This window comes from Nonomuraea sp. NPDC003560, from assembly GCF_042878785.1.
GTDB lineage: Bacteria > Actinomycetota > Actinomycetes > Streptosporangiales > Streptosporangiaceae > Nonomuraea.
In genome coordinates this window covers 30,710-50,116 of the sequence record NZ_JBIAOF010000006.1, presented here as the reverse complement: position 1 = coordinate 50,116, position 19,407 = coordinate 30,710, and the positions used below count along the sequence as shown (strand labels likewise).

Annotated in this window: 18 protein-coding genes; 4 read left to right on the top strand and 14 right to left on the bottom strand. The window is 74.1% G+C overall.

Annotation, left to right across the window (positions count from 1 at the left end):
* The first annotated feature begins 10 nt into the window (after positions 1-10).
* Positions 11-1,993, top strand: a complete 1,983-nt coding sequence (locus ACFYUV_RS23835) for a family 10 glycosylhydrolase (protein ID WP_387671368.1) — start codon at positions 11-13, stop codon at positions 1,991-1,993.
* A 4-nt stretch (positions 1,994-1,997) separates the two neighbouring features.
* On the opposite strand, the gene ACFYUV_RS23830 is transcribed toward ACFYUV_RS23835, so the two are convergent.
* The 3 genes from ACFYUV_RS23830 to ACFYUV_RS23820 form a co-directional block, all read right to left on the bottom strand.
* Positions 1,998-2,486, bottom strand: coding sequence for a cupin domain-containing protein (locus ACFYUV_RS23830; protein WP_387671366.1), 489 nt, complete (start codon positions 2,484-2,486; stop codon positions 1,998-2,000).
* Positions 2,487-2,490: 4 nt separating this feature from the next.
* Positions 2,491-3,096, bottom strand: coding sequence for a TetR/AcrR family transcriptional regulator (locus ACFYUV_RS23825; RefSeq protein ID WP_358291749.1), 606 nt, complete (start codon positions 3,094-3,096; stop codon positions 2,491-2,493).
* A 76-nt stretch (positions 3,097-3,172) separates the two neighbouring features.
* Positions 3,173-3,577 (bottom strand): ATP-binding protein, encoded by a 405-nt coding sequence (locus ACFYUV_RS23820; RefSeq protein ID WP_387671365.1) that lies wholly within the window; start codon positions 3,575-3,577, stop codon positions 3,173-3,175.
* Between the two features lie 119 nt (positions 3,578-3,696).
* On the opposite strand from ACFYUV_RS23820, the gene ACFYUV_RS23815 reads away from it, so the two are divergent.
* Together ACFYUV_RS23815 and ACFYUV_RS23810 are read left to right on the top strand one after the other, a co-directional pair.
* Positions 3,697-4,545, top strand: a complete 849-nt coding sequence (locus ACFYUV_RS23815; protein ID WP_387671364.1) for a Scr1 family TA system antitoxin-like transcriptional regulator — start codon at positions 3,697-3,699, stop codon at positions 4,543-4,545.
* Entirely contained in the window at positions 4,538-4,756 is a 219-nt protein-coding gene (locus ACFYUV_RS23810) for a DUF397 domain-containing protein (protein WP_358003916.1), read from the top strand. The genes ACFYUV_RS23815 and ACFYUV_RS23810 overlap by 8 nt, the downstream gene beginning before the upstream one ends.
* A gap of 5 nt (positions 4,757-4,761) precedes the next feature.
* Here ACFYUV_RS23810 and ACFYUV_RS23805 read toward each other — a convergent pair whose 3' ends face one another.
* The 6 genes from ACFYUV_RS23805 to ACFYUV_RS23780 form a co-directional block, all read right to left on the bottom strand.
* The gene (locus tag ACFYUV_RS23805) at positions 4,762-6,183 is read right to left on the bottom strand and encodes a pyridoxal phosphate-dependent decarboxylase family protein (RefSeq protein WP_387671362.1); all 1,422 of its coding nucleotides are present in this window, start codon (positions 6,181-6,183) and stop codon (positions 4,762-4,764) included.
* The gene (locus ACFYUV_RS23800; protein ID WP_387671360.1) at positions 6,180-7,538 is read right to left on the bottom strand and encodes an MFS transporter; all 1,359 of its coding nucleotides are present in this window, start codon (positions 7,536-7,538) and stop codon (positions 6,180-6,182) included. Before ACFYUV_RS23800 ends, ACFYUV_RS23805 begins: the two co-directional genes overlap by 4 nt.
* On the bottom strand, positions 7,535-8,257 hold the full coding sequence (locus ACFYUV_RS23795; RefSeq protein ID WP_387671358.1) for a TetR/AcrR family transcriptional regulator: 723 nt from the start codon (positions 8,255-8,257) through the stop codon (positions 7,535-7,537). The genes ACFYUV_RS23800 and ACFYUV_RS23795 overlap by 4 nt, the downstream gene beginning before the upstream one ends.
* 61 nt (positions 8,258-8,318) lie before the next feature.
* Positions 8,319-8,738, bottom strand: coding sequence for a hypothetical protein (locus ACFYUV_RS23790; RefSeq protein ID WP_358291763.1), 420 nt, complete (start codon positions 8,736-8,738; stop codon positions 8,319-8,321).
* Between the two features lie 31 nt (positions 8,739-8,769).
* Positions 8,770-9,426, bottom strand: a complete 657-nt coding sequence (locus ACFYUV_RS23785) for a response regulator transcription factor (RefSeq protein ID WP_352320660.1) — start codon at positions 9,424-9,426, stop codon at positions 8,770-8,772.
* 29 nt (positions 9,427-9,455) lie between these two features.
* Positions 9,456-11,549, bottom strand: a complete 2,094-nt coding sequence (locus ACFYUV_RS23780) for a histidine kinase (protein WP_387671356.1) — start codon at positions 11,547-11,549, stop codon at positions 9,456-9,458.
* 152 nt (positions 11,550-11,701) lie between these two features.
* On the opposite strand from ACFYUV_RS23780, the gene ACFYUV_RS23775 reads away from it, so the two are divergent.
* A complete protein-coding gene (locus ACFYUV_RS23775; RefSeq protein WP_387671354.1) occupies positions 11,702-12,346 on the top strand; it encodes a hypothetical protein in 645 nt (214 codons plus the stop codon).
* Here ACFYUV_RS23775 and ACFYUV_RS23770 read toward each other — a convergent pair.
* From ACFYUV_RS23770 to ACFYUV_RS23750, 5 genes are read right to left on the bottom strand one after another with little or no spacing between them, the layout of a single operon-like run.
* Positions 12,343-14,466: a sensor histidine kinase gene (locus ACFYUV_RS23770; RefSeq protein WP_387671352.1), complete on the bottom strand. Its 2,124-nt coding sequence runs from the start codon at positions 14,464-14,466 to the stop codon at positions 12,343-12,345. The two genes, ACFYUV_RS23775 and ACFYUV_RS23770, sit on opposite strands and share 4 nt — an antisense overlap.
* Complete coding sequence (locus tag ACFYUV_RS23765; protein WP_387671350.1) at positions 14,463-15,716, bottom strand: sensor histidine kinase; 1,254 nt, start codon at positions 15,714-15,716, stop codon at positions 14,463-14,465. Before ACFYUV_RS23765 ends, ACFYUV_RS23770 begins: the two co-directional genes overlap by 4 nt.
* Positions 15,717-15,746: 30 nt before the next feature.
* Positions 15,747-16,925, bottom strand: coding sequence for an ABC transporter permease (locus ACFYUV_RS23760; RefSeq protein WP_387671348.1), 1,179 nt, complete (start codon positions 16,923-16,925; stop codon positions 15,747-15,749).
* Positions 16,925-17,611, bottom strand: a complete 687-nt coding sequence (locus ACFYUV_RS23755) for an ABC transporter ATP-binding protein (protein ID WP_387671347.1) — start codon at positions 17,609-17,611, stop codon at positions 16,925-16,927. The genes ACFYUV_RS23760 and ACFYUV_RS23755 overlap by 1 nt, the downstream gene beginning before the upstream one ends.
* The gene (locus ACFYUV_RS23750) at positions 17,604-19,406 is read right to left on the bottom strand and encodes a peptidoglycan-binding protein (RefSeq protein WP_387671345.1); all 1,803 of its coding nucleotides are present in this window, start codon (positions 19,404-19,406) and stop codon (positions 17,604-17,606) included. Before ACFYUV_RS23750 ends, ACFYUV_RS23755 begins: the two co-directional genes overlap by 8 nt.
* Between the last annotated feature and the right edge of the window lies 1 nt (position 19,407).

Below are 19,407 nucleotides of genomic sequence, written 5' to 3'. Positions count from 1 at the left end.
ACTTCCTTTCGTGACCGCGCTCCTGCGTACCGTCCTGGCGGCGCTCACCGCCGCCGTCGTCACCGCTGTCGTCACCGCCGTGGCTCCCGTCCCCGCCTCCGCAGCCCCCACCTCCTCCTCCTCCTCCTCCGCAACGGCCGCCTGCGCGACCGATCCCGCGACGCCCAAGCGGCAGCTCCGGGCGATGTGGATCTCCTCGGTCGCCAACATCGACTGGCCGAGCCGTACCGGGCTCAGCGTCTCCGCCCAGCAGGCCGAGTTCCGGGCCTGGCTCGACCTGGCCGTCGCCAAGCGCATGAACGCCGTGATCGTGCAGGTCAGGCCGACGGCGGACGCGTTCTGGCCGTCCCCGTACGAGCCGTGGTCGCAATGGCTGACCGGCACCCAGGGGACGAACCCCGGCTACGACCCGCTGGCGTTCATGGTCGGCGAGGCCCACGCGCGGAACCTGGAGTTCCACGCCTGGTTCAACCCGTACCGGGTGGCCAACAACGACGACCCGACCAAGCTGATCTCCACGCACCCCGCGCGGCAGCACCCCGACTGGCGCTTCGCCTACGGCGGGAAGCTCTACTACAACCCGGGCATCCCGGCGGTCCGCGACTTCATCGAGGACGCGATCATGGACGCCGTCACCCGCTACGACGTGGACGGCGTGCACCTCGACGACTACTTCTACCCCTATCCCGTCAGCGGCCAGGCCATCCCGGACTCGGCCGCCTACGCCCAGTACGGCGGCGCGTTCCCGAACATCGCCGACTGGCGGCGGGACAACGTCAACCTGCTCGTCCGCGAGCTCGGCCAGCGCATCCACACCGCCAAGTCGTGGGTGTCGTTCGGGATCAGCCCCTTCGGGATCTGGCGCAACTCCTCGACCGACCCGCTCGGCTCGCGCACCTCCGGCCTCCAGTCCTACGACGCGATCTACGCCGACAGCCGGCAGTGGGTCAAGCAGGGCTGGATCGACTACCTGGCGCCGCAGATCTACTGGCACATCGGGTTCTCGACGGCCGCCTACGAGGTGCTGACCGCGTGGTGGTCGGACGTCGTGCGCGGCACCGGCGTGCAGCTCGTCGTGGGGCAGGCCGCGTACCGGGCCGGCGCCGCGGGCCAGGAGGCCGCCTGGCAGGACCCGGCCGAGCTGAGCGACCACCTGTACGACAACAGGAAACATCCCGAGATCGCCGGTGACGTGTACTTCAGCGCCAAGGACGTCAAGGCCGACCGGATCGGGGCGATCACCAAGCTGGTCGCCGACCACTACGCCAAGCCCGCCCTGCTGCCCGCCCGGGGCTCGGGGGCCGCGCCCGCCGCGCCCGCGATCACCGCGGCCACCGCGGGCTCGAACGGCGTCCAGCTCACCTGGACCGGCTCCGGCACGGCGTACGCGGTCTACCGCGTGGCCGGCACCCCGCCCTCGGCCGATCCGTGCTTCTTCGCCGACGCCCGCAACCTGATCGGCACGACCAGGCAGAAGTCCTACACCGACCCCGGCGGCGGGGCGTCCACCTACTACGTGACCGCGCTGAGCAGGACCCACCAGGAGAGCGCGCCGAGCGAGGGCCGGTCGGCGGGCGGCACGGGCGGCTTCAGCGTCGTGATCGACAACGCCGACGCCGGCTTCACGGCCTCCTCCTCCTGGGGCACCTCCAGCTACTCCACCCAGGCCAACGGCGCCGACTACCGCTTCGCCGACCCGGTCGCGGCCAGCGACCCGGCCTGGTTCCGGGCGGCGATCCCGAGCGCGGGCAGCTACCGGGTGGAGGTCTGGTACCCGGCCAACGCGGGCTACAACGGCTCCGCGCCGCACATCGTGGCGGCCTCGGGCGGCAACCAGACGGTCAACGTCGACCAGCGCACCGGCGGCGGGGCGTGGCGGGTGCTGGGGACGTACACGCTGGCGGCCGGGACGTACAACGTGGTCGGGGTGAGCCGGTGGACCTCGGCGACCGGCTACGTGATCGCCGACGCCGTGCGCATCACCAAGGTCTGACCCGTCAGGAGCGGGCCTTCGCCCAGGCGGGGCTGTCGATGAAGTGGTTGTCGAAGCGGTCCTGCGAGGCCAGCAGCTCTTCGAGCGTGGCCTCGCCGGTCTTCAGCCGGGCCAGCAGGCGGAAGTACTCGAACCGCTCGACGCCCGGCGTGATGACGATCAGCAGGTCGGCCTCGGCGCCCGGGGCCGCGGCGAAGGCGTGGGCCACGTGGGGCGGGACGACGGCGACGTCGCCCTGCTCCAGGGTGATCACCTCGTCGCCGGCCAGCACCTGCGCCCGGCCGTCGAGGACGTAGAACATCTCGGAGGCGGTGGTGTGGGTGTGCGGCACGGCGCCGTCGGCGCCCGCGCCGAGCGTGATGCGCACGGTGCTCAGGGCGCCGCCGGTGGCGCTGGAGTCGAGGAGCATGCGGCCGGTGCTGGGCGGGCCGCCGATGACCTCGGCGTCGACGGAGCGGATGACGGCGGTGCTGCGGGGGTCGATGAGCGACATGGTGCTATCCGTTCTCGGAGAGGGCGCCGCGGAGTGCTGTCTCCACGAGGCGTTCGGCGTAGGCGCGGCCGACGGGCAGGCCGGTGATCAGGACGCGGTAGTACAGGGCCCCGGCGAGCTGGTCGAACAGGGCCTCCACGTCGAGGTCGGCGCGTAGCTGGCCGCGGTCCCTGGCCCGTTCGAGCAGGGCGCGGGCCAGGGTGTTGCGGCGGGCGTACATCTGCCGCTCCAGCTCGCCGACGTCGGCGTGGCGGGCGGCGGCGGCCACGAGCTCGGCCACCGTGCCCGCCGACCCGTCGTCGTCGCCGGGCGCGCGGCCCGCCGCGCGCATCCGGTTGAGCCCGGCCGCGATCTTCTCCAGGTACGCGGGCAGGTCGCGGCGGATGTCGCCGGTGTCGGTGATCTCGTCGTGGTCCTGGAGCCGGTTGACGACGGCCAGGGCCAGGTGGTCCTTGGTCGGCCAGCGGCGGTAGAGCGTGGTCTTGGCGATGCCGGCCCGCTCGGCGACCTCGTCGGGGGACAGGCCGGCGTAGCCGCGCGCGAGCAGCAGCTCGGTGGCGGCCCTGAGCACACCCTCGTCGACGTCACTCCTGCGCGGCCGTCCCACCATGCCCTGCCTCCTTTTCGCTACCTGAGTAGCGTAATCCCGGAGGGCGGCATTTCGCAACCCGGGTATCGAAACTCCGCTATCGGGGCAGCAACGCCCACACCACCCGCTCGCCGGCCCTGTCCTGGTAGGTCCCCCACAGTCCGGCGGTCAGCTCGTGCACCAGCCGGAGTCCGCGTCCCGACTCGTCCGCGTCCGCCGGCACGCGGGGACGCGGAACCAGGCCGTTCCGGCCCGGATCGGTCACGGCCAGCCGCCAGAACCCCGCCTCAGGGGCGAGGGACAGCCGGACCCACTGTGCCGCCGCGTGCTGCAACGCGTTCGTGACCAGCTCCGAGGCGATCAGCCGCAGGTCGTCCAGAGCCTGGTGATCCGCCCCCAGCCACGCCGCCAGTTCGGTGCGCGCCAGCCGGGGCAGCATCGCCGGGTCGTCGAGCTCGCCGACCGTCCACACCTTGACGCCCGCATGCAGGGAACTGGACATGATCACCTCCGGGATGGGCGTACAGGCCGAGACCGCTTGTACGCAGGTTCTGAGGATGCACGTGATTCGGCTGACGAGCCCCTGGAATCGGCCCTACAGTTCCTTACAGTGAGTACGCCATGGCTCAGCGTGAACGGTTGTGGGAAGGGCGTGACATGCCGAAGGAAGAAGAAGCGGAAGCGTGGGCCGAGTACGCCAGACGCCTGCGTGCCTTCCGTACGGACCACGGGTTGAGCCAGGAGCGTCTGGCGGACCGGCTGGCCTACAGCGAGAGCGCGGTCGGGCACGTGGAACGCCTGCTGCGCAAGCCGAGCGAGGACTTCACCCGCGAAGTGGAGAAGGCCCTCGGCCTCAAGGGCCAGTTGACGGAGCTGCTGCCCCAGATCCACGGCGCACTGGGCCCGCGCTGGTTCCGCGAATGGCCGAAGGTCGAGGCGGCGGCCCACACCATCAGGACGTCCGAACCCCTGCTGATCCCCGGCCTGCTCCAGACGGAGAATTACGCCAGACATGTGTTCCTGGGCGAGCCAGGGGTCGTGGAGCAGGAGGCCGAGGAGGCCGTACAGTTCCGGCTGCACCGGCAATCCGTCTTCGGCCGCGCGTCCCCGCCCATGTACTCGGCCCTCGTGGACGAGAGCGTCCTGCATCGGCCGGTCGGCGGCCCGGGGGTGATGAGAGAGCAGCTTGCCAAGCTGCTCGACGTGCTCAACCCGCCCTACGTCACGCTCAGGATCATCCCTCTCAGGGCGGGGCTCACCGTGGGGTGTCTTGGAGCCTTCGAGGTGGCCACCCTCCTGGAGGGAGGCCCCGATCACGCCTACCTGGAAAGCGCCGAGGAGGGGCGGGTGACCAATCGCGCCAGGACGGTTCAAGCGCTTATCGTGCGATGGGAGGCCCTGTCCGGCATGGCGTATCCCGTGGACAGGAGCCGCGAGATCATCCGTGAGGTGATGGAGAGCTATGAGTGATGTGAGCGGTCTCCGTACAGGCGTATGGGTCAAGGCGACGGCGTCCGGGGGAAACGGCGGGAGCTGTGTCGAGGTGATGCGGCGGGCGGATGACGGCGTTCTCGTCAGGGACACCAAGGACCGGGGTGAAGGCCCGGTTCTGGCCTTCACCCGGGACGAATGGCTCGCCTTCCTCGACGGTGCCGCCAAGGGGGAGTTCGACCTGTCCTGAGCCCGTCAGGAGGCGTACATCACCGACAGGAAGCGGAGCAGGAGGGCTTCCCTGGTCTCGGCGGGCAGGGCGTCGAGGACCGCGTTGACCGTCGCCATCCCCGGCTGGCCCGCGCCCGGACGCAGGTCCACGCCCACCGAGGCGGCCAGTTCGGCGAAGGTCGCGTCGTCCAGGGCGTCCAGGTCGAGGTCGGCGATCAGCTCGACCAGGCCGTCCGGCACCACGGCCGGGCCGCGCAGCCGGGCCGCCTCCGCCGCGTCGGCGATCACCCTGAGCATCGCCTCCACGCCGTTCAGCGTCACGCCGGTGACCGTGACGTGCAGGTTCGCGGGGATCCCTGCGTAGGAGAGCTGCGGTTGCAGGAACCAGCCGCGCTCGCGGGCCGCGTCGGCCAGCACGAACACGTCGAGGTCGTCCCCGGCGAAGGCCACCAGAGACGACTCGGGCGCGCCCAGGACCCGCAGGCCGGGGATCGCGGCGATGCCCTCCCTGAGCCGGGTCGCCGCCTTGAGGGTGGCGCGGCCGAGCTCCACGTACCCCTCCCGGCCGAGCGCCTGGAGCGTGGCCCACGCGCCGCCGAGCGGCCCGGCCGACCTGGAGCTCTGCACGGTGGCGTTGATGATCGTGTAACCCGGCCAGGCGGCCGAGGCGAAGTACGCCTTGCGCCGCGTCGCCGGGTCGGCGAACAGCACCACCGAGGCGCCCTTCGGCGCGTAGCCGAACTTGTGCAGGTCGCAGGAGAGCGAGGTGACCCCCGGCACCGACAGGTCGAACGGCGGCACGTCGGCCCCCGCCTCCCGCAGCCACGGCAGCAGCCAGCCGCCCACGCACGCGTCCACGTGGCAGGCCACGCCCGCCCCGGCGGCCACGGCGGCGACCTCCGCGACCGGGTCGATCACGCCCTGCGGGTACGACGGCGCCGAGACCACCACCAGGACCGTGTCCTCGTCGATCGCCGCCGCGACGTCCGCCACCCGCACCTTGTACGTCTCCAGGTCCACCGGCACGGCCTTGACCCGCAGGCCCAGGTAGTGGGCCGCCTTGTGGAAGGCAGGATGGGCGGTCACCGGCAGCACGAGGTTGGCGCCGGGGCGCCCGGCCGCGTCCCGCGCCGCCTTGACCGCCAGCATGATCGACTCGGTGCCGCCGCTGGTGAAGACGCCGTGGCCGCCGCCGAGCAGGTCGGCGACCGCGCCCACGACCTGCTTCTCCATCTCGACGATGCTCGGGAACGCCGTCGGGTCCAGGCAGTTGACCTCCAGCATCTCGGCGTACGCGCGGGCCGCCGCCTCGTGCACCTCGGGCCGGCCGGTGTCGTAGACGTACGCGGTCACCTGCCCGCCCCGCACCGGCAGGTCGTGCTGCTTCATCCTGGCCACCTCGGACAGCAGGTCCTCGGCGGTTCTTCCGGACAGGGGGAGGGTCACACGTTCTCCTTGGCGGGGGCGACGGCGGGGTCGAGGGCGAGCCGGCCGTAGCGGACGACGAACGGCAGGCTGATCAGCATGAGCAGGGCGGGCAGCGCGGTGAAGCCGAGCAGCAGCCCGGTCAGCGCGCCGGCCGGCTGGGCGACGGGCGACTCCACGGGCGCGGAGACGAACCCCGACAGCGCCAGGACCAGCGCGAACAGGCCCGGGCCGAGCGCGAGCCCGGCGGTCTCGCCGGCCGTCCACAGGCCGGTGAACGCGCCGGCCTGTGCATGGCCGGTACGGGCGGCGTCGGCGTGCACGGTGTCGGGCAGCAGCGACAACGGCAGCAGTTGCAGCGCGGCGTAGCAGACCCCCGCCAGCGCGGTCAGCGCCAGCGTGGCGACCAGGCTGCCCGCCGCGATGGCGGGGACCAGGGCGAGCGCCACGACGGCGAACCCGGCGGAGGCGGCCAGGTAGCAGCGCACGGTCCCGTACGCGCGGGCCAGCCGGGCCCAGGCCGGCACGGCGAGCATGCTCGGGCCCACCAGGCACACGAACATCACCGAGGTCAGCCCGTAGTCGCCCAGCCGGTACGAGGCCACGTACGGGGCGCCCGCCAGCATCACCGCCACCCCGAGCGCCTGCGTGACGAACGCCGCCAGCAGCGCGAAGAACGGCCGGTTGCCCCGGGCCAGCCGGAAGGCCGCCGCCGGGCCGAGCTGCCGGGGCCCCGGACGCGACGACACCCACCGCGTGCCCAGCGTGGCGGCCACCAGAGCGGCGGCCATGACCAGCCCGATCGCGACGCCCATGACCGCGTACCCCGGCCGGCCGCCGCCCGCCAGGTCCACCACGGCGGGGGCCAGGCCGCCCGCGACCAGGATGCCGACGGTCAGGCAGACCACCCGCCACGACATGATCCTGGTCCGCTCGGCCGGGCTCGCCGACATCTCGGCCGGCAGCGCCACGTACGGCACCTGGAAACTCGCGAAGGCGGTCGCGGCCAGCAGGAACGCGACCCCGGACCACACGGCCCCGCCGACGCCGCCCGCGACGCCGCCGGGCACGGCGAACATCAGCGCGAACGCCACCGGCAGCGTGGCCGCGCCCACCGCCAGCAGCCGCGTCCGGCGGCCGGTGCGCACGGCCTCGCGGTCGCTGGCGGCGCCGACGAGCGGGTTGAGCAGCACGTCCCAGATCTTCGGCGCGACCAGGACGGCGCCCGCGACGGCGGCGGGCACGCCCAGCATGTCGGTCAGGTAGTAGAGCAGCAGCAGGCCGGGCACGGCGGAGAACACGCCGGTGCCGACCGAGCCGACGCCGTAGCCGAGCAGCCGTCCGCGACCGAGCCGGCCGATGTCCGCCGCGGTCATCGCGGGTCGCCGGGCAGGGGGTTTCCGGAGGCGCCAGGCAGAGGGCTTTCGGGGGTGTCGGGCAGGGCGGTTCGCGGGTCGCCTGGAAGGGTTCGCGGGTCGCCGGGCAGGGCGAGGGTGCGGTGGAGGGTGAGGTGGAGGTGGGCGCGGAAGCGGCGCAGCGCGGCCCGGTCGCCCGCGCCCCTGCGGCGGCCGTCGGCGTCGAGCACGCCGCCCTTGGCGAAGCCGTGGATCGACCAGATGACCGTCCACATGGCGTACTCCAGGTCGACCGTGCCGTCGATCACGCCGGCCTCGACCGCCGGGCGCAGCGCGCCGGTGACGGCGGAGACCAGGGGCTGGACGTACTGGCGTTCCAGCTCGGTGATGTCGCTCGCGTCGGAGAGCCAGCGGTGCATCCACAGCGCGGGGATCTCCGGGTTGTCCGCGCAGAAGTCGAGGTAGTCGTCCACCAGGCGGTGGATGGAGGCGACCGGGTCGTCACCGGGCAGCTGGGCCAGCGCCTTGTCCAGCGCCGCCTTCTCCGCCCGGTGCGCACGTTCCATGACGGCCAGGTACAGCTCCCGCTTGCCGCCCACGTGGTAGTTGACGGTGGCGATGTTCATCCCCGCGGCGTCGGCGATCTGGCGCGTCGAGGTGCCGTCGTAGCCGAGCGCGGCGAAGAGCTGGGTGGCCGCCTTGAGGATCACGGCCGGCTGTCCGCTGTCGGCAGGTCTCATACGACCGACCGTAGTTCCGTCCCGCCCCCTTGGTCAATCGCTTGATGGAGAGGGTTTACGGTCAGTCCGGAGCCCAGTACTTGACGAGGACCTTGTCCAGGTGCGCCACCACCGGCTTCCACGTGCGGGGCAGCGTGTACCGCGTGGCGTGGTGGCCCTTGTGGGTCAGCGTGTACTTGAGGAAGTCCGCGCCCTGCGGCGGGCGTTCGGACCGGCCGATCCTCAGCTCCTTCAGATAGCCGCGCAGCTGACGGTGTTCCCTGGCCGTGAGGCACTTGGTCACCACCGGGCCGGTGCGGCGGCTGAGCCGGAAGCAGCCGTCGGTGTAGACCGTCACGCGGTTCAGCAGCCCCGCGAAGCCGCCCTCCTCGCGCAGGTCGACCAGCACCTTCCGCTGCGTGGTCACCGCCTCGGCGGGCAGTGCGGAGGCCGTGACGGCCAGCGCGAGCGCCGGCAGAAGCACGATTCGCCAGATCTTCATACCTCTATGACGTACGGGAGCCCGGAACGGCTCACTTCCCGAGCCCCGCGTCGCGGGCGCGGACGATGGCCTCGGCGCGGTCGGCGACGTGCAGCTTGGCGAAGATGTTGGAGACGTTGTTGCGCACGGTCTTCGGCGACAGGAACAGGGCCGAGGCGATCTGCGCGTTCGAGCGGCCGGCCGCCACCAGCGACAGGATCTCCCGCTCGCGCGGCGTGAGCTGCGGGAAGACCGGGTCGCCGGAGGCCGCGGCGGCCCCCTGGAAGAACTCGGCGACGCGCAGCGCCACCGCCGGGCCGAAGATCGCCTCGCCGTGCGCGACCGCGGTGATCGCCCGGACGATCTCGCCCTGGCCCGCGCCCTTGAGCAGGTAGCCGCGGGCCCCCGCGCGCATCGCGGCGAACAGCGTGGCGTCCTCCTCCGACATGGTCAGCACGACGACGGCGACGTGCGGGCTGTCGGCCACGATCCGCCTGGTGGCCTCGATGCCGTCGAGCCCCGGCATGCGGACGTCCATCACCACGACGTCCGGCTGGAGGTCGGCGGCGCGCTCGACCGCCTCGGGGCCGTCGGCGGCGGTGCCGGCCACCTCGATGCCCGGGATCGAGCCGAGCAGCAGCGCGAGCCCGTCGCGGTAGACCGGATGGTCGTCGGCCAGCAGAACCCTGATCGGCTCCTGGTCAGACATCGGCGGCCTCCACCCGCAGTGGCTCTTGGCTAGACATCGGCCGCCTCCACCCGCATCGGCAGCCGGGCCAGGACCAGGGTGCCGCCGCCGGGCGGGCAGCTCACCCGGCAGTCGCCGCCCAGCTCGGCGGCGCGCTCGCGCAGTGAGAGCATGCCCACGCCCGCCGCCACGTCGGGGCCGATGCCCGAGCCGTCGTCGCGTACCGCCACCTCAAGCGCCCCCTCCCGCGCGGTGAGCGTGATGTCGCAGCGGGCCGCGCCCGCGTGCCTGGCCACGTTGGCCAGCGCTTCGGACACGATACGGTAGGCCGCCACCTCCACCGCCGCGGGCAGCGCGCCCTGCGCCCCCAGCGGGCCGTCGCCGGTGACGCGGACGTCCAGGGCGGCGGTGCGGAACCGGCCGGCCTGCTGCTCGATCGCGCGCAGCAGGCCCAGCTCGTCGAGCGCGGGCGGGCGCAGGTCGTGGACCAGCCTGCGCACGTCCGCCAGCACCCCGCCGACCTCGGCGGCCGTCTGCTCCAGGATGCGGTCGGCCTGCTCGGGCGCGCCGGCGGCCAGGTTGCGGGCCGCCTCGATGCGCAGCGCCACCGCGCCCAGGCTCGGGCCGAGCCCGTCGTGCAGGTCGCGCCGGAGCCTGCGGCGCTCCTCCTCGCGGGCCAGCACCAGCCGGGCGCGGATGCGCTGCAGGTCGGTGCTCAGCTCGACGGCCCGCGCCGCGGCGGCGGCCTGGCGGACGAGGTCGCCGAGCAGCCGCTGGTCCCGTTCGGTCAGATCGGTACGGCACAGCACCAGCCGCCCCACGGTCTCGCCCCGGTAGGCCACCGGCAGCGACACCGACGGCCCGCGCGGCGACCCGTGCTCCACCACGGACCGTTCGCCGCCCGGCCGCTCGATCTCCACCCGCACGTAGGCCAGCCGGAACGCCTCCGCCAGCGTCGTGGCCACCGCGAGCAGCTGCTCGTCCGGGTCCGTGGCCAGCTCCAGCCGCTCGGCCAGCGTCGAGACCGCGGCGTACGGGTCGTCCCTGGAGCCGCGCACCAGCCGGCGCACCGCCCGCCACAGCCAGGTGCGCAGCGGGGCGTACAGGACGGCGACGATCGCGATGGCGGCCAGGGCCGAGTCCCGTTCCCCGAGGACGCTGCCCACCAGCGTGAACACCACCACGTCCATGAGCACCACGAGCGCGGCGAGCAGGCCGTAGGCCATGGTGGCCGACAGCAGCCGGTCGATGTCGTACAGGCGGTACTTGGTCACCGCCACCACCACGGCCGCGGCGGTGAACGCGATGGCCAGCGTCAGCAGCACCGCCGGGATCTGCGGGGACAACGACAGCGGCAGCAGGAGCACGATCATGTCCACCAGCGCGGCCCACATCAGCCAGCGGATCTGGGCCCGCCGCTCGGCGTCGGCGACCACGTACCTGCGCACCATCGACGCGAACGGCACCACCAGGCTCACCAGGACGGACGCGTACGCCAGCGCCAGCGCCGGCTCCCAGAACCCGTACGGCAGGTCCACGGACAGGAAGTCGAGGCCCAGCCGCGCGATCTCCGGCGGCATCGCCCGGTCGTGATAGCGCTCCATCACCGCCGTCGGCGCGGTCACCAGCAGGGCCGTGAGCAGTCCGGTCAGCACGAGGCTCGTCACCGACGACGCCCGCCACACCCGCCCCGGCGGCAGCCGGCCGTCCGGGAACAGCAGGATCAGCAGCGGCAGCCCGAGCAGCAGCGACGCCCCGAACCGCGAGTAGGACCAGTACGCCGCCGCGGCCCCCGGCAGGCCGGGCGAGACGTAGGTGGCGTACGTCGCCCAGCTTCCCGTGAGCCCGTCCAGCAACCACAGCAGCCCGAACACCGCCAGGACCCAGGCCACCGGATGCCGCGGCAGCCGGCGCAGCAGCAGCGCGCCCGGGACGAGCTGCGCGAGCCCGGTCAGCGCGGCCGGCCACCCGGGCTCCAGCTCCGACGTCGGCGGCAACCGCACGTCCCCGGCGGCGACGTCCAGCGCCACGGTGGCGACCGCGATCCCGGCCCCGGCCACGGCCACCCCGGCGGCCCACCACCCGCGCGCCGCGGCGGGGGACGTCGCTGCCGCCGGAAGGGCGGAAGGTCCGGTTTGTGTCACGGGACGTATTACACCCGACGCCGTGTCCTCATGTCCCGGGACAGGAGTCCCGTCGGAGGCGGGACCGGCGGCTCTGCCGGCCCGGGGCGGCCCGCCGGAAGCCTGGAGGCACGACATCCCCGCAAGATCCCCGCAAGGAGAAAGGACCTCCCGTGGACGGCAAGATCACCACCACCCCGGCCAGGGCCCGCACCGACGTGCCCGCCACCCCGTCCCCATCCGCAGGCCCCGCCATCGCCCCGGCCGCCGTCCGCAGGCTCGGCCTCGCCCTCAGCGCCGGCACGCTCGCCTGGACCGCCAGCATCTTCGTCTACGGCACGCAGGCCCAGGGGTTCGGCGAGCGGGTCGGCGACCTGACCGGGCTGCTCTTCCAGCTCGGCCTCTTCGCCCTGCTCGCCGTGCAGATCCGGACCCGCGCGACGGGCACGTCCGGCTTCGCCAGGATGATGCTCAAGGTCGAGCTGGTGCTGCTCGGGCTGGCCGGTGTCTGGTCCCTGCTGCACGGCGTCCTGCCCGACGACCTCCAGGACGGGCCGGTGATGCAGGTGCTCGACGTGTTCTGGCCGGTGTCCATGCTGGGCATGATGGCCATCGGCATCAAGATCGCCTTCGCCGGGCGCTGGCGCGGGGCGCTGCGGTGGTGGCCGCTCGTCGCCGAGAGCTGGGCCGTGGTGACGGTGCCGGCGTACATCGTGTTCGGCGAGTCGATCTCGAACTGGATCGGCGGCTTCCACCTGATCGTCGGGTACGCCACCCTCGGCGCGCTGCTCGCGCTGCGTCCGAGCCTGACCTCCTAGGCCGGCGGCGTGAGCGGCAGGACGGCGGTCACCTCGGTGCCGCCGCCCGCACGCGGGCCGATCGCGCAGGTGCCGCCGATCTCGGCCGCCCGCTCGCGCATCGACGTCAGCCCCACGCCCGGCGACGGCTCGTCGGGCAGGCCGGTGCCGTCGTCGGCGACCGACACCCGCAGCTCCCCGGCCTCCCGCCGTAACGTGACCAGCACCGACGTGGCCTGGGCGTGGCGGCGCACGTTCGTCAGCGCCTCCTGGGCGATCCGGTACGCGGCCGTCTCCACCGCCGCCGGCAACCCGTCGAGCAGCCCTTCGGAACCGTCGAGGGCCGCGTCGGACCCGTCGGGCAGCCCTTCGGAACCGTCGGCGGCCGCGGGCACGGTGACCTCGACCCGGGGGCCCGGAGCCTGGCCGAAGGCGCGCAGGGCGCCGGCCAGGCCCAACTCGTCCAGCACCGGCGGGCGCAGGCCGTCCACCAGCTCGCGCACCGACATCAGCGTGCCGGTCATCTCCTCGCGCACCCGGACCAGCAGCTCCTCCACCGACTCGGGGTCGCGCTCCAGCCGCCGTCGCGCCTCGTCCAGGGTCATCGTCACGCTGGTCAGCGTGGGGCCGAGCCCGTCGTGCAGCTCCCTGCCCAGCCGGCGCCGCTCCTCGTCGCGGGTGGCGCTGATCCGCTCGTGGGAGTCCCGCAGGTCGGTGCTCAGCCGTACGGCGTGCGCCAGCTCGGCCAGGTGCTTGGCCATGACGTCCAGCGGCTCGCGGCCCGGCCGCGCCCCGGCGATCCGCAGCCGCCCGACCGGCTCGCCGTGCCAGGTCAGCTCGACGGACCGCGATCGGGCGCCCAGCTCGCCGTCCACGAACGACAGCGCGGGCTCGCCCGGCACCTCCACGCCCACCCCCCGGGCGACCAGCGACGTGCGCACGACGGAGATCGCCTCGGCCAGCGCCCCCGCCGGATCCCCGGCCCGCTGCACGGTACGGCTGAGCAGGTCGGCCGCCCGGTACGGGTCGCGTTCCACGTTGAACAGCCGGTCCACCGAGCGCTGGAGGCGCAGGCGCACGGGATGGAAGGCCGCGCCGGTGACCATCGCGGAGGCGAGCCCCGCCGCCGCGCCGTAGCCGTCCGCCAGGCTGTTGGACGCCCAGATGAGCGCCGAGTACGTGAGGCCGGCCCCGACCGCGAGCGTGCCGTACACCAGCGTGCGGTTGAGGATGAGCCGGATGCCGTAGAGCTGGTGGCGCAGCACGGCGGCGATGATCGCGATGGGGATGCCCGCGGCCAGGAAGACCCGTACGGCGATGATGAAGGTGTCCTGGTTGCCCGCGCTGGCGATCCAGTAGACGACGAAGATCACCATGGCGTGGAAGTACCAGGTGATCTGGCGGCGCACCTCGGGCGTCGCCGCCCGGTACCTGAAGCCCAGCGAGACCACGCCGAGCAGGCACAGCAGGATCATCGGGGGTCCGATCCACGACTCCACGACCTCGGGGACCCTGCCCAGCGCCGCCACCCCGAACGGGTTGCCCACCGGCACCCCGAGCTCGAACGACGGGTCGGGGGACAGGCCCAGCAGCAGCGAGTGCCCGGCCATGAGCACCAGGTTGCCGTAGAGCACCGGCCGCCAGCGCCTCGACGGCAACCGTCCGTCCGGGAAGAGCAGCGGCATGATGCCCGTGAACGTGGGCACCGGCAGCAGCCACAGCCAGATGGCCGGCCAGGCGACGTAGGGCAGGAGCGGGCCGGGCGCGTGGAAGTACATCCAGCCGGTCAGCGCGAACAGCAGCGAGTACGCCGACCAGACGACGCCCGTTGCCCACATGAGCCAGGGGACCAGCAGCCGGGGCCGCCGGCTGATCAGGAACGCGCCGGCGAGCGGGAACATCAGCCCGATCGGGTCGAGCCCCTGCGTCTCGGCCAGCCCGCCGAGCTGCGCCGCCAGCACCGCCGCCGTCACCACGGCCGCGAGCGAGGCCCCGGCGGCCGTCCACACCACCGCCAGCACGAGCCGCCACCGCCGCACCCGCGTGCTGCCGGGCCCGTCCGCGCCGGGCCCGTCCGCGCCGGGCCCGTCCGCGCCGGGACCGGGACCGGGACCGGGATCGTCGTGGTCGTCAGGGGTCATCGTGGCTCCTTGACCGGCAGTTCCGCGACGACCTCGGTGCCGCCGCCGGGGCGGACGTCCAGCCGGCAGACGCCGCCCACCTCCTCGGCCCGCCCGCGCATCAGGGCGGCCCCCTGGCGGCGCTGCTCGGGCAGCCCGATCCCGTCGTCGGACACCGTCAGCCGGAGCCCGTCGCGCCGCTCCACCCTGATCAGGGCGGTGGTGGCGCGGGCGTGCCGGCGCACGTTCGCCACCGCCTCATGCGCGATCTTGTACGCCGCCACCTCCACCGCGGCCGGCAGGTCGGCCAGCGAGCCCGAGACCACCACGTCCACCCTCGGGCCGGGCGCGTCGGCGAGCAGCCGTAAGGCGCCCTCCAGGCCGAGCTCGTCCAGCCCGGCGCCGTCGAGCGCGGGCGGGCGCAGGCCGTACACCAGGTCGCGGACGTCCACGATGGCCTCGGTCATCTGCCTGCGTGCCGTGCTGAGCAGGGGCTCGACCGAGCCGGGGTCGCTGGCCAGGCTGAGCCGGGCCTGGTCGACGCTCATCGCCAGGTTCGTCAGCGCCGGTCCGAGTCCGTCGTGCAGGTTGCGGCGGAGTTCGCGGCGTTCCTCCTCGCGGGTGACCATCATGCGCTCGCGCGAGCGTTGCAGGTCGGCGCTGAGCCGTACGGCGTGGGCGACCTCGGCGAGCTGCCTGGCCAGCATGTCCAGCAGCGCCCGGTCGCGCGGCTCGCCGCTGACCGACAGCCAGCCCATCGACTTGCCGTGCCAGACCAGGCGTTCGACCGAGGGGGCCGGGCCCATCTCGCCCGCGACGACGCTGCGCACCCGTCCGCCGGGCAGGACGACCTCCACCGCGACGCCGGGCGCCCCCAGGGCCAGCCGGACGGCGTGGGCCGCCGACGCCAGGGCCTCGGCGGGTCCCCTGGCCTCCTGCACGCTCCGGCTCACCCGGTCGGCCAGCCGGTACGGGTCGCGCTCCCACCGGAACAGCCGGTCCGCCGCGCTCTGCAGGCGCAGCCGTACGGGCTGGAACAGCGCGCCCGCGGCCAGCGCGGCGAGCAGGTCGGACCACGAGCCGAGCAGGGCGTCGAGCGCGCCGACCCCGAAGTAGACGGCGCCGACCACGGTGGTCAGCGCGAGGTAGACCAGGGCGCGGTTGAGCAGGAGGAGGGTCCGCTCGCGTCCGCGCAGCCCGGACAGGACCGCTGCCTTGACGAGCAGCGGTCTGACCGCTCTGAGCAGCACCCGCCGGGCTTTTTTCGCCATATGTCGGGCACATCATAAGTGGCGGAACCGCTATCGCAGAGAGTCCACCGGCTGCATCTTCGCCGCCCGCAGCGCCGGATAGAGCCCGGCCAGCAACCCCACCACCGCCCCGGCCACCGGCGCGGCCAGCGCGAGCCGCGCGTCGAGGAGCGGCGTCCACTCCCTGGCGGCCGAGACGGCGACCACGGCGACCACGCCGAGGCTCGTGCCGATCACGCCGCCGGCCAGCCCGACCAGCGTCGACTCCAGCAGGAACTGGGCGGCCACGTGCCGTCGGGCGGCGCCGAGCGCCCGGCGCAGCCCGATCTCGGGCACCCGTTCCAGCACCGTGACGAGCGTGACGTTGGCGATGCCGACCGCGCCCACGACGAGCGAGACCAGGCCGAGGATCAGGAACAGCGCGTTGACGTCGTCCTGGGCGGCGTCGCGGGCCCGGGTGGGGCCGGGCGGCGCGACCACCTGGAGCAGGTCCTCGTTGCCGGGGCTGAGCGCGACCGGCGTCTGGCCCGCGACCAGCGCGGTGGCGCCCAGGCCGGTGTTGACCAGCACCCTGGTGACCGTCCGCAGCCCGAACCGGGCCCCGGCGGTCGGCGGCACGAACACGGCCGCGCCCAGGTCGCGCTCCCGGCGCAGCCCGCCGAGCACGCCGATCACCGTGTACGCGTGGCTGCCGATGAAGACCGCGGGCGCCCCGTCGAGCCGGGTGATCCCGAGCAGCCTGGCCGCCTGGTCGCCGAGCACCGCCACCCGGTCGCCGCGCCGGACGTGCCCGGCGTCGTAGAACCTGCCGCGCAGCATCGTGCCGCGCAGGGCCCCGGGAAGGCCGGTGGTCGCGGCGACCACGGGCAGCGACTGCGTGGTGATGCGCGCCGGATCGACGATGTCGTTGGAGCGCACGGACAGGTTCGCGGTGTCCTCGCTCTCCGACAGCGCGGCGGCCGACTCCACGCCGCGCAGCCTGGTCAGCCGGTCGACCGCGTCCCAGGTCACCAGGGGGGCGCCCGGCATGCCGGGCACCTCGACGGTGATGGCCGTGGCCACCAGCGCGTCGAAGTGGCCCACGACCTGGTTGCCCGCGGTGGCGGCCACGCCGAGCGTCACGACGAGGGTGGTGATGCCGAGCACGGTGCCGAGCGTGGTGAGCGCCGTGCGCAGCGGCCGGGCCAGCAGGCCGGCGACGGCCTCGCCGGCCAGGTCGCGCAGGTCCATCACTCCTCCACCAGCACGCCGTCGGTGATCCGCACCCGCCGCTCGGCGCGCGCGCCGACCTCCTGCTCGTGCGTGATGACCACGATGGTCAGGCCCTGCCGCCGCAGCTCGTCGAACAGGTCGAGCACCGCCTCGGTGTTGCGGCTGTCGAGGTTGCCCGTCGGCTCGTCGCACAGCAGCAGCGACGGGGAGCCCATGAGGGCCCTGGCGATGGCCGTGCGCTGACGTTCGCCCCCGGACAGCCGGCCGGGCGCGAACCCCGTACGGTGTCCGAGGCCGACGCGGTCGAGCGCCGCCAGGGCCCGCTCCCGCCTGCCCTTGCGCGGCCGCCGGGTGTATACCTCGGCGAGCATCACGTTCTCCACCACAGTGCGGTGGGCGAGCAGGTGGAAGGACTGGAAGACGAAGCCGATCCGGTCGCCGCGCAACCTGGTCCTGACGCCGTCGGGGAGCGTGGTGGTCTCGGCGCCGTCGAGGCGGTAGCTGCCGGAGTCCGGCCGGTCGAGCAGGCCGAGCACGTTGAGCAGCGTGGACTTCCCGGAGCCGGACGGGCCCATGACGGCCACGTGGTCGCCGCGGCCCACCCGCAGCGAGACGCCGTCGAGCGCGCGGACCGGCGGCTGCGCGGCGTACAGCCGGCACACGCCCGTCAGCTCGATGACCGGCTCGGCCCGCCGCTCAGGCATCGCCGACCACCACCCGGTCGCCCTCCTTGAGCGCGCCGGTGACCTCGACGTTCCCGTCGGCGGACAGGCCCGTGCGGACCTCGACGTCCCTCGTCCTGTCGGTGGCGTACTCGACCCGGACCCGGGCCCTGCCGTCGGCCGAGGTGATCACGGCCGCCACGGGCACCACCAGCACCGGGTCCTTCGTCGCCCCCACGGTGATCCGCGCCGTCACCGCGGTCCCGGCCTTGAGCCCCTTGGCCGGGCCCGGCGTGATCAGGACGGGCTGCGCCCCGCCTTCGGCCGCCGCGGAGCCCGGCACCTTCGCCTTGTCGCCCACGGCGGTCAGCCGGGCCGGGTACGACCGGCCGGTGTCCAGCTCGACGGTCGCGGGCATGCCCGCCCGCAGCAGCTCGGACTCCGCCGCCTCGACCGACGCCGTGACCGCGAACAACGAGCTCGTCACGGTGGCGACCTCGCCCTCGACGCGCTGCCCCGCCTTCACCGACACCTTGCGCACACGGGCCGGCAGCCTCGGCAGGAACACCACCTCGCCGGGCGGGATCGAGACCCCGTACGTGCGGGAGTACTCGGCCAGCATCTCCTCGGCCGCCGCCACGTCCGCGCGGGCGCCGGTCACCTTGAGCCGGGCGGGGGAGAGCTGCCTGGCCTGGCGCAGCGCCTGCTCGGCGGTCGCCAGCGTCTCCTGGGCGGTGCGCACGGCCGCGCGCAGCTGCTCGACCCGGGCCGCGCGGGCCTGCTCGGCCTCCTTGAGGATCAGGTCGCGGGCCTCCTGGGCGGCCGACAGGTCGGCGCGGGCGTTGGCCACCCGCAGCTCCAGCAGCCGCGTGTCAGCGGGCGAGGCCGTGGGCTGGGGAGCGGCCGTGGCGGCGGGCGCGGGCGCGGGCGTGCCGGTGGGGGCCGCAGTGGGGGCAGCGGTGGCGGCATTGGTGGGGGCATCGGTGGCGGCCGCCGTGGGCGCGCTCGTGGGGCGGGTGCGGGCGGCGGCGAGGGCCTGCTCGGCCTCCAGCAGCCGCTCCTCGGCCGCCCGCACCGCCGAGTCGGCGGCCGACAGCCGGGCCTCGTCGGCCGGCGGAAGCTCCTGGGACCGGGCCTCGGCCAGGGCGCGGCGGGCCGCCGTGAGCCCGGTCCTGGCGTTCTTCAGCCTGAGCTTGAGCGGCAGCACGTCACGTCCCCGGTCGAGCGCCTGCTGCTCGGCCGCCAGGGTCTCCTTGGCGGTCCGTACGGCCTTGCGCAGCGTCTCGTAGGTCTGCCGGTCGGCGAGGGTGGGCCGCTGGGCCTGGTACCCCTTGGCCGCGTAGAGCCGGGTGAGCGCGGCGACCGTGGCCCGGTCGAAGACGCCGGTGGACGGCGCGCGGTGCCCCAGCCTGCGCAGCGCCCGCTGCAACTGGGTGACGTCGTCGCCCTCGCTGCCCGGCGTGATCGTGCGGTGCATCGGCACCGAGCCGCGCAGGACGAACACCGGCCGGCCGTTGACCTCCATCAGCACCCCGCCCTCGGCGATCCGGCCGGGACGCGGCGCCCTGGTGGCCCGCTGCAGCTCGGACGCGCCGCCGACGGCCCCGGCCAGGCCGACCGGCAGCGGCGAGCCGTATTCGAGGGTGCCGTTGACCACCACGGTGCTGACCAGCCTGCGCCGCTCGACGGCGGCGGTGACCAGGGACGGTGTGGGCGCGGCGCGCCTGCTCGCCTCGTCGGCCGGCGAGCGCAGCCGGGTGCTCACCGCCCACCCGGCCAGGGCGACGAGCACGACCCCGGCGAGCACGACGGCCGCAAGCCTGCGTGGGGATCTCATG

Coding starts and splice junctions, on each gene's coding strand:
- ACFYUV_RS23830 (WP_387671366.1), bottom strand. CDS start 2,486: ATGTCGCTCATCGACCCCCGCAGCACCGCCGTCATCCGCTCCGTCGAC.
- ACFYUV_RS23825 (WP_358291749.1), bottom strand. CDS start 3,096: ATGGTGGGACGGCCGCGCAGGAGTGACGTCGACGAGGGTGTGCTCAGG.
- ACFYUV_RS23820 (WP_387671365.1), bottom strand. CDS start 3,577: ATGTCCAGTTCCCTGCATGCGGGCGTCAAGGTGTGGACGGTCGGCGAG.
- ACFYUV_RS23815 (WP_387671364.1), top strand. CDS start 3,697: ATGGCTCAGCGTGAACGGTTGTGGGAAGGGCGTGACATGCCGAAGGAA.
- ACFYUV_RS23810 (WP_358003916.1), top strand. CDS start 4,538: ATGAGTGATGTGAGCGGTCTCCGTACAGGCGTATGGGTCAAGGCGACG.
- ACFYUV_RS23800 (WP_387671360.1), bottom strand. CDS start 7,538: ATGACCGCGGCGGACATCGGCCGGCTCGGTCGCGGACGGCTGCTCGGC.
- ACFYUV_RS23795 (WP_387671358.1), bottom strand. CDS start 8,257: ATGAGACCTGCCGACAGCGGACAGCCGGCCGTGATCCTCAAGGCGGCC.
- ACFYUV_RS23790 (WP_358291763.1), bottom strand. CDS start 8,738: ATGAAGATCTGGCGAATCGTGCTTCTGCCGGCGCTCGCGCTGGCCGTC.
- ACFYUV_RS23785 (WP_352320660.1), bottom strand. CDS start 9,426: ATGTCTGACCAGGAGCCGATCAGGGTTCTGCTGGCCGACGACCATCCG.
- ACFYUV_RS23770 (WP_387671352.1), bottom strand. CDS start 14,466: ATGACCCCTGACGACCACGACGATCCCGGTCCCGGTCCCGGTCCCGGC.
- ACFYUV_RS23765 (WP_387671350.1), bottom strand. CDS start 15,716: ATGGCGAAAAAAGCCCGGCGGGTGCTGCTCAGAGCGGTCAGACCGCTG.
- ACFYUV_RS23760 (WP_387671348.1), bottom strand. CDS start 16,925: ATGGACCTGCGCGACCTGGCCGGCGAGGCCGTCGCCGGCCTGCTGGCC.
- ACFYUV_RS23755 (WP_387671347.1), bottom strand. CDS start 17,611: ATGCCTGAGCGGCGGGCCGAGCCGGTCATCGAGCTGACGGGCGTGTGC.
- ACFYUV_RS23750 (WP_387671345.1), bottom strand. CDS start 19,406: ATGAGATCCCCACGCAGGCTTGCGGCCGTCGTGCTCGCCGGGGTCGTG.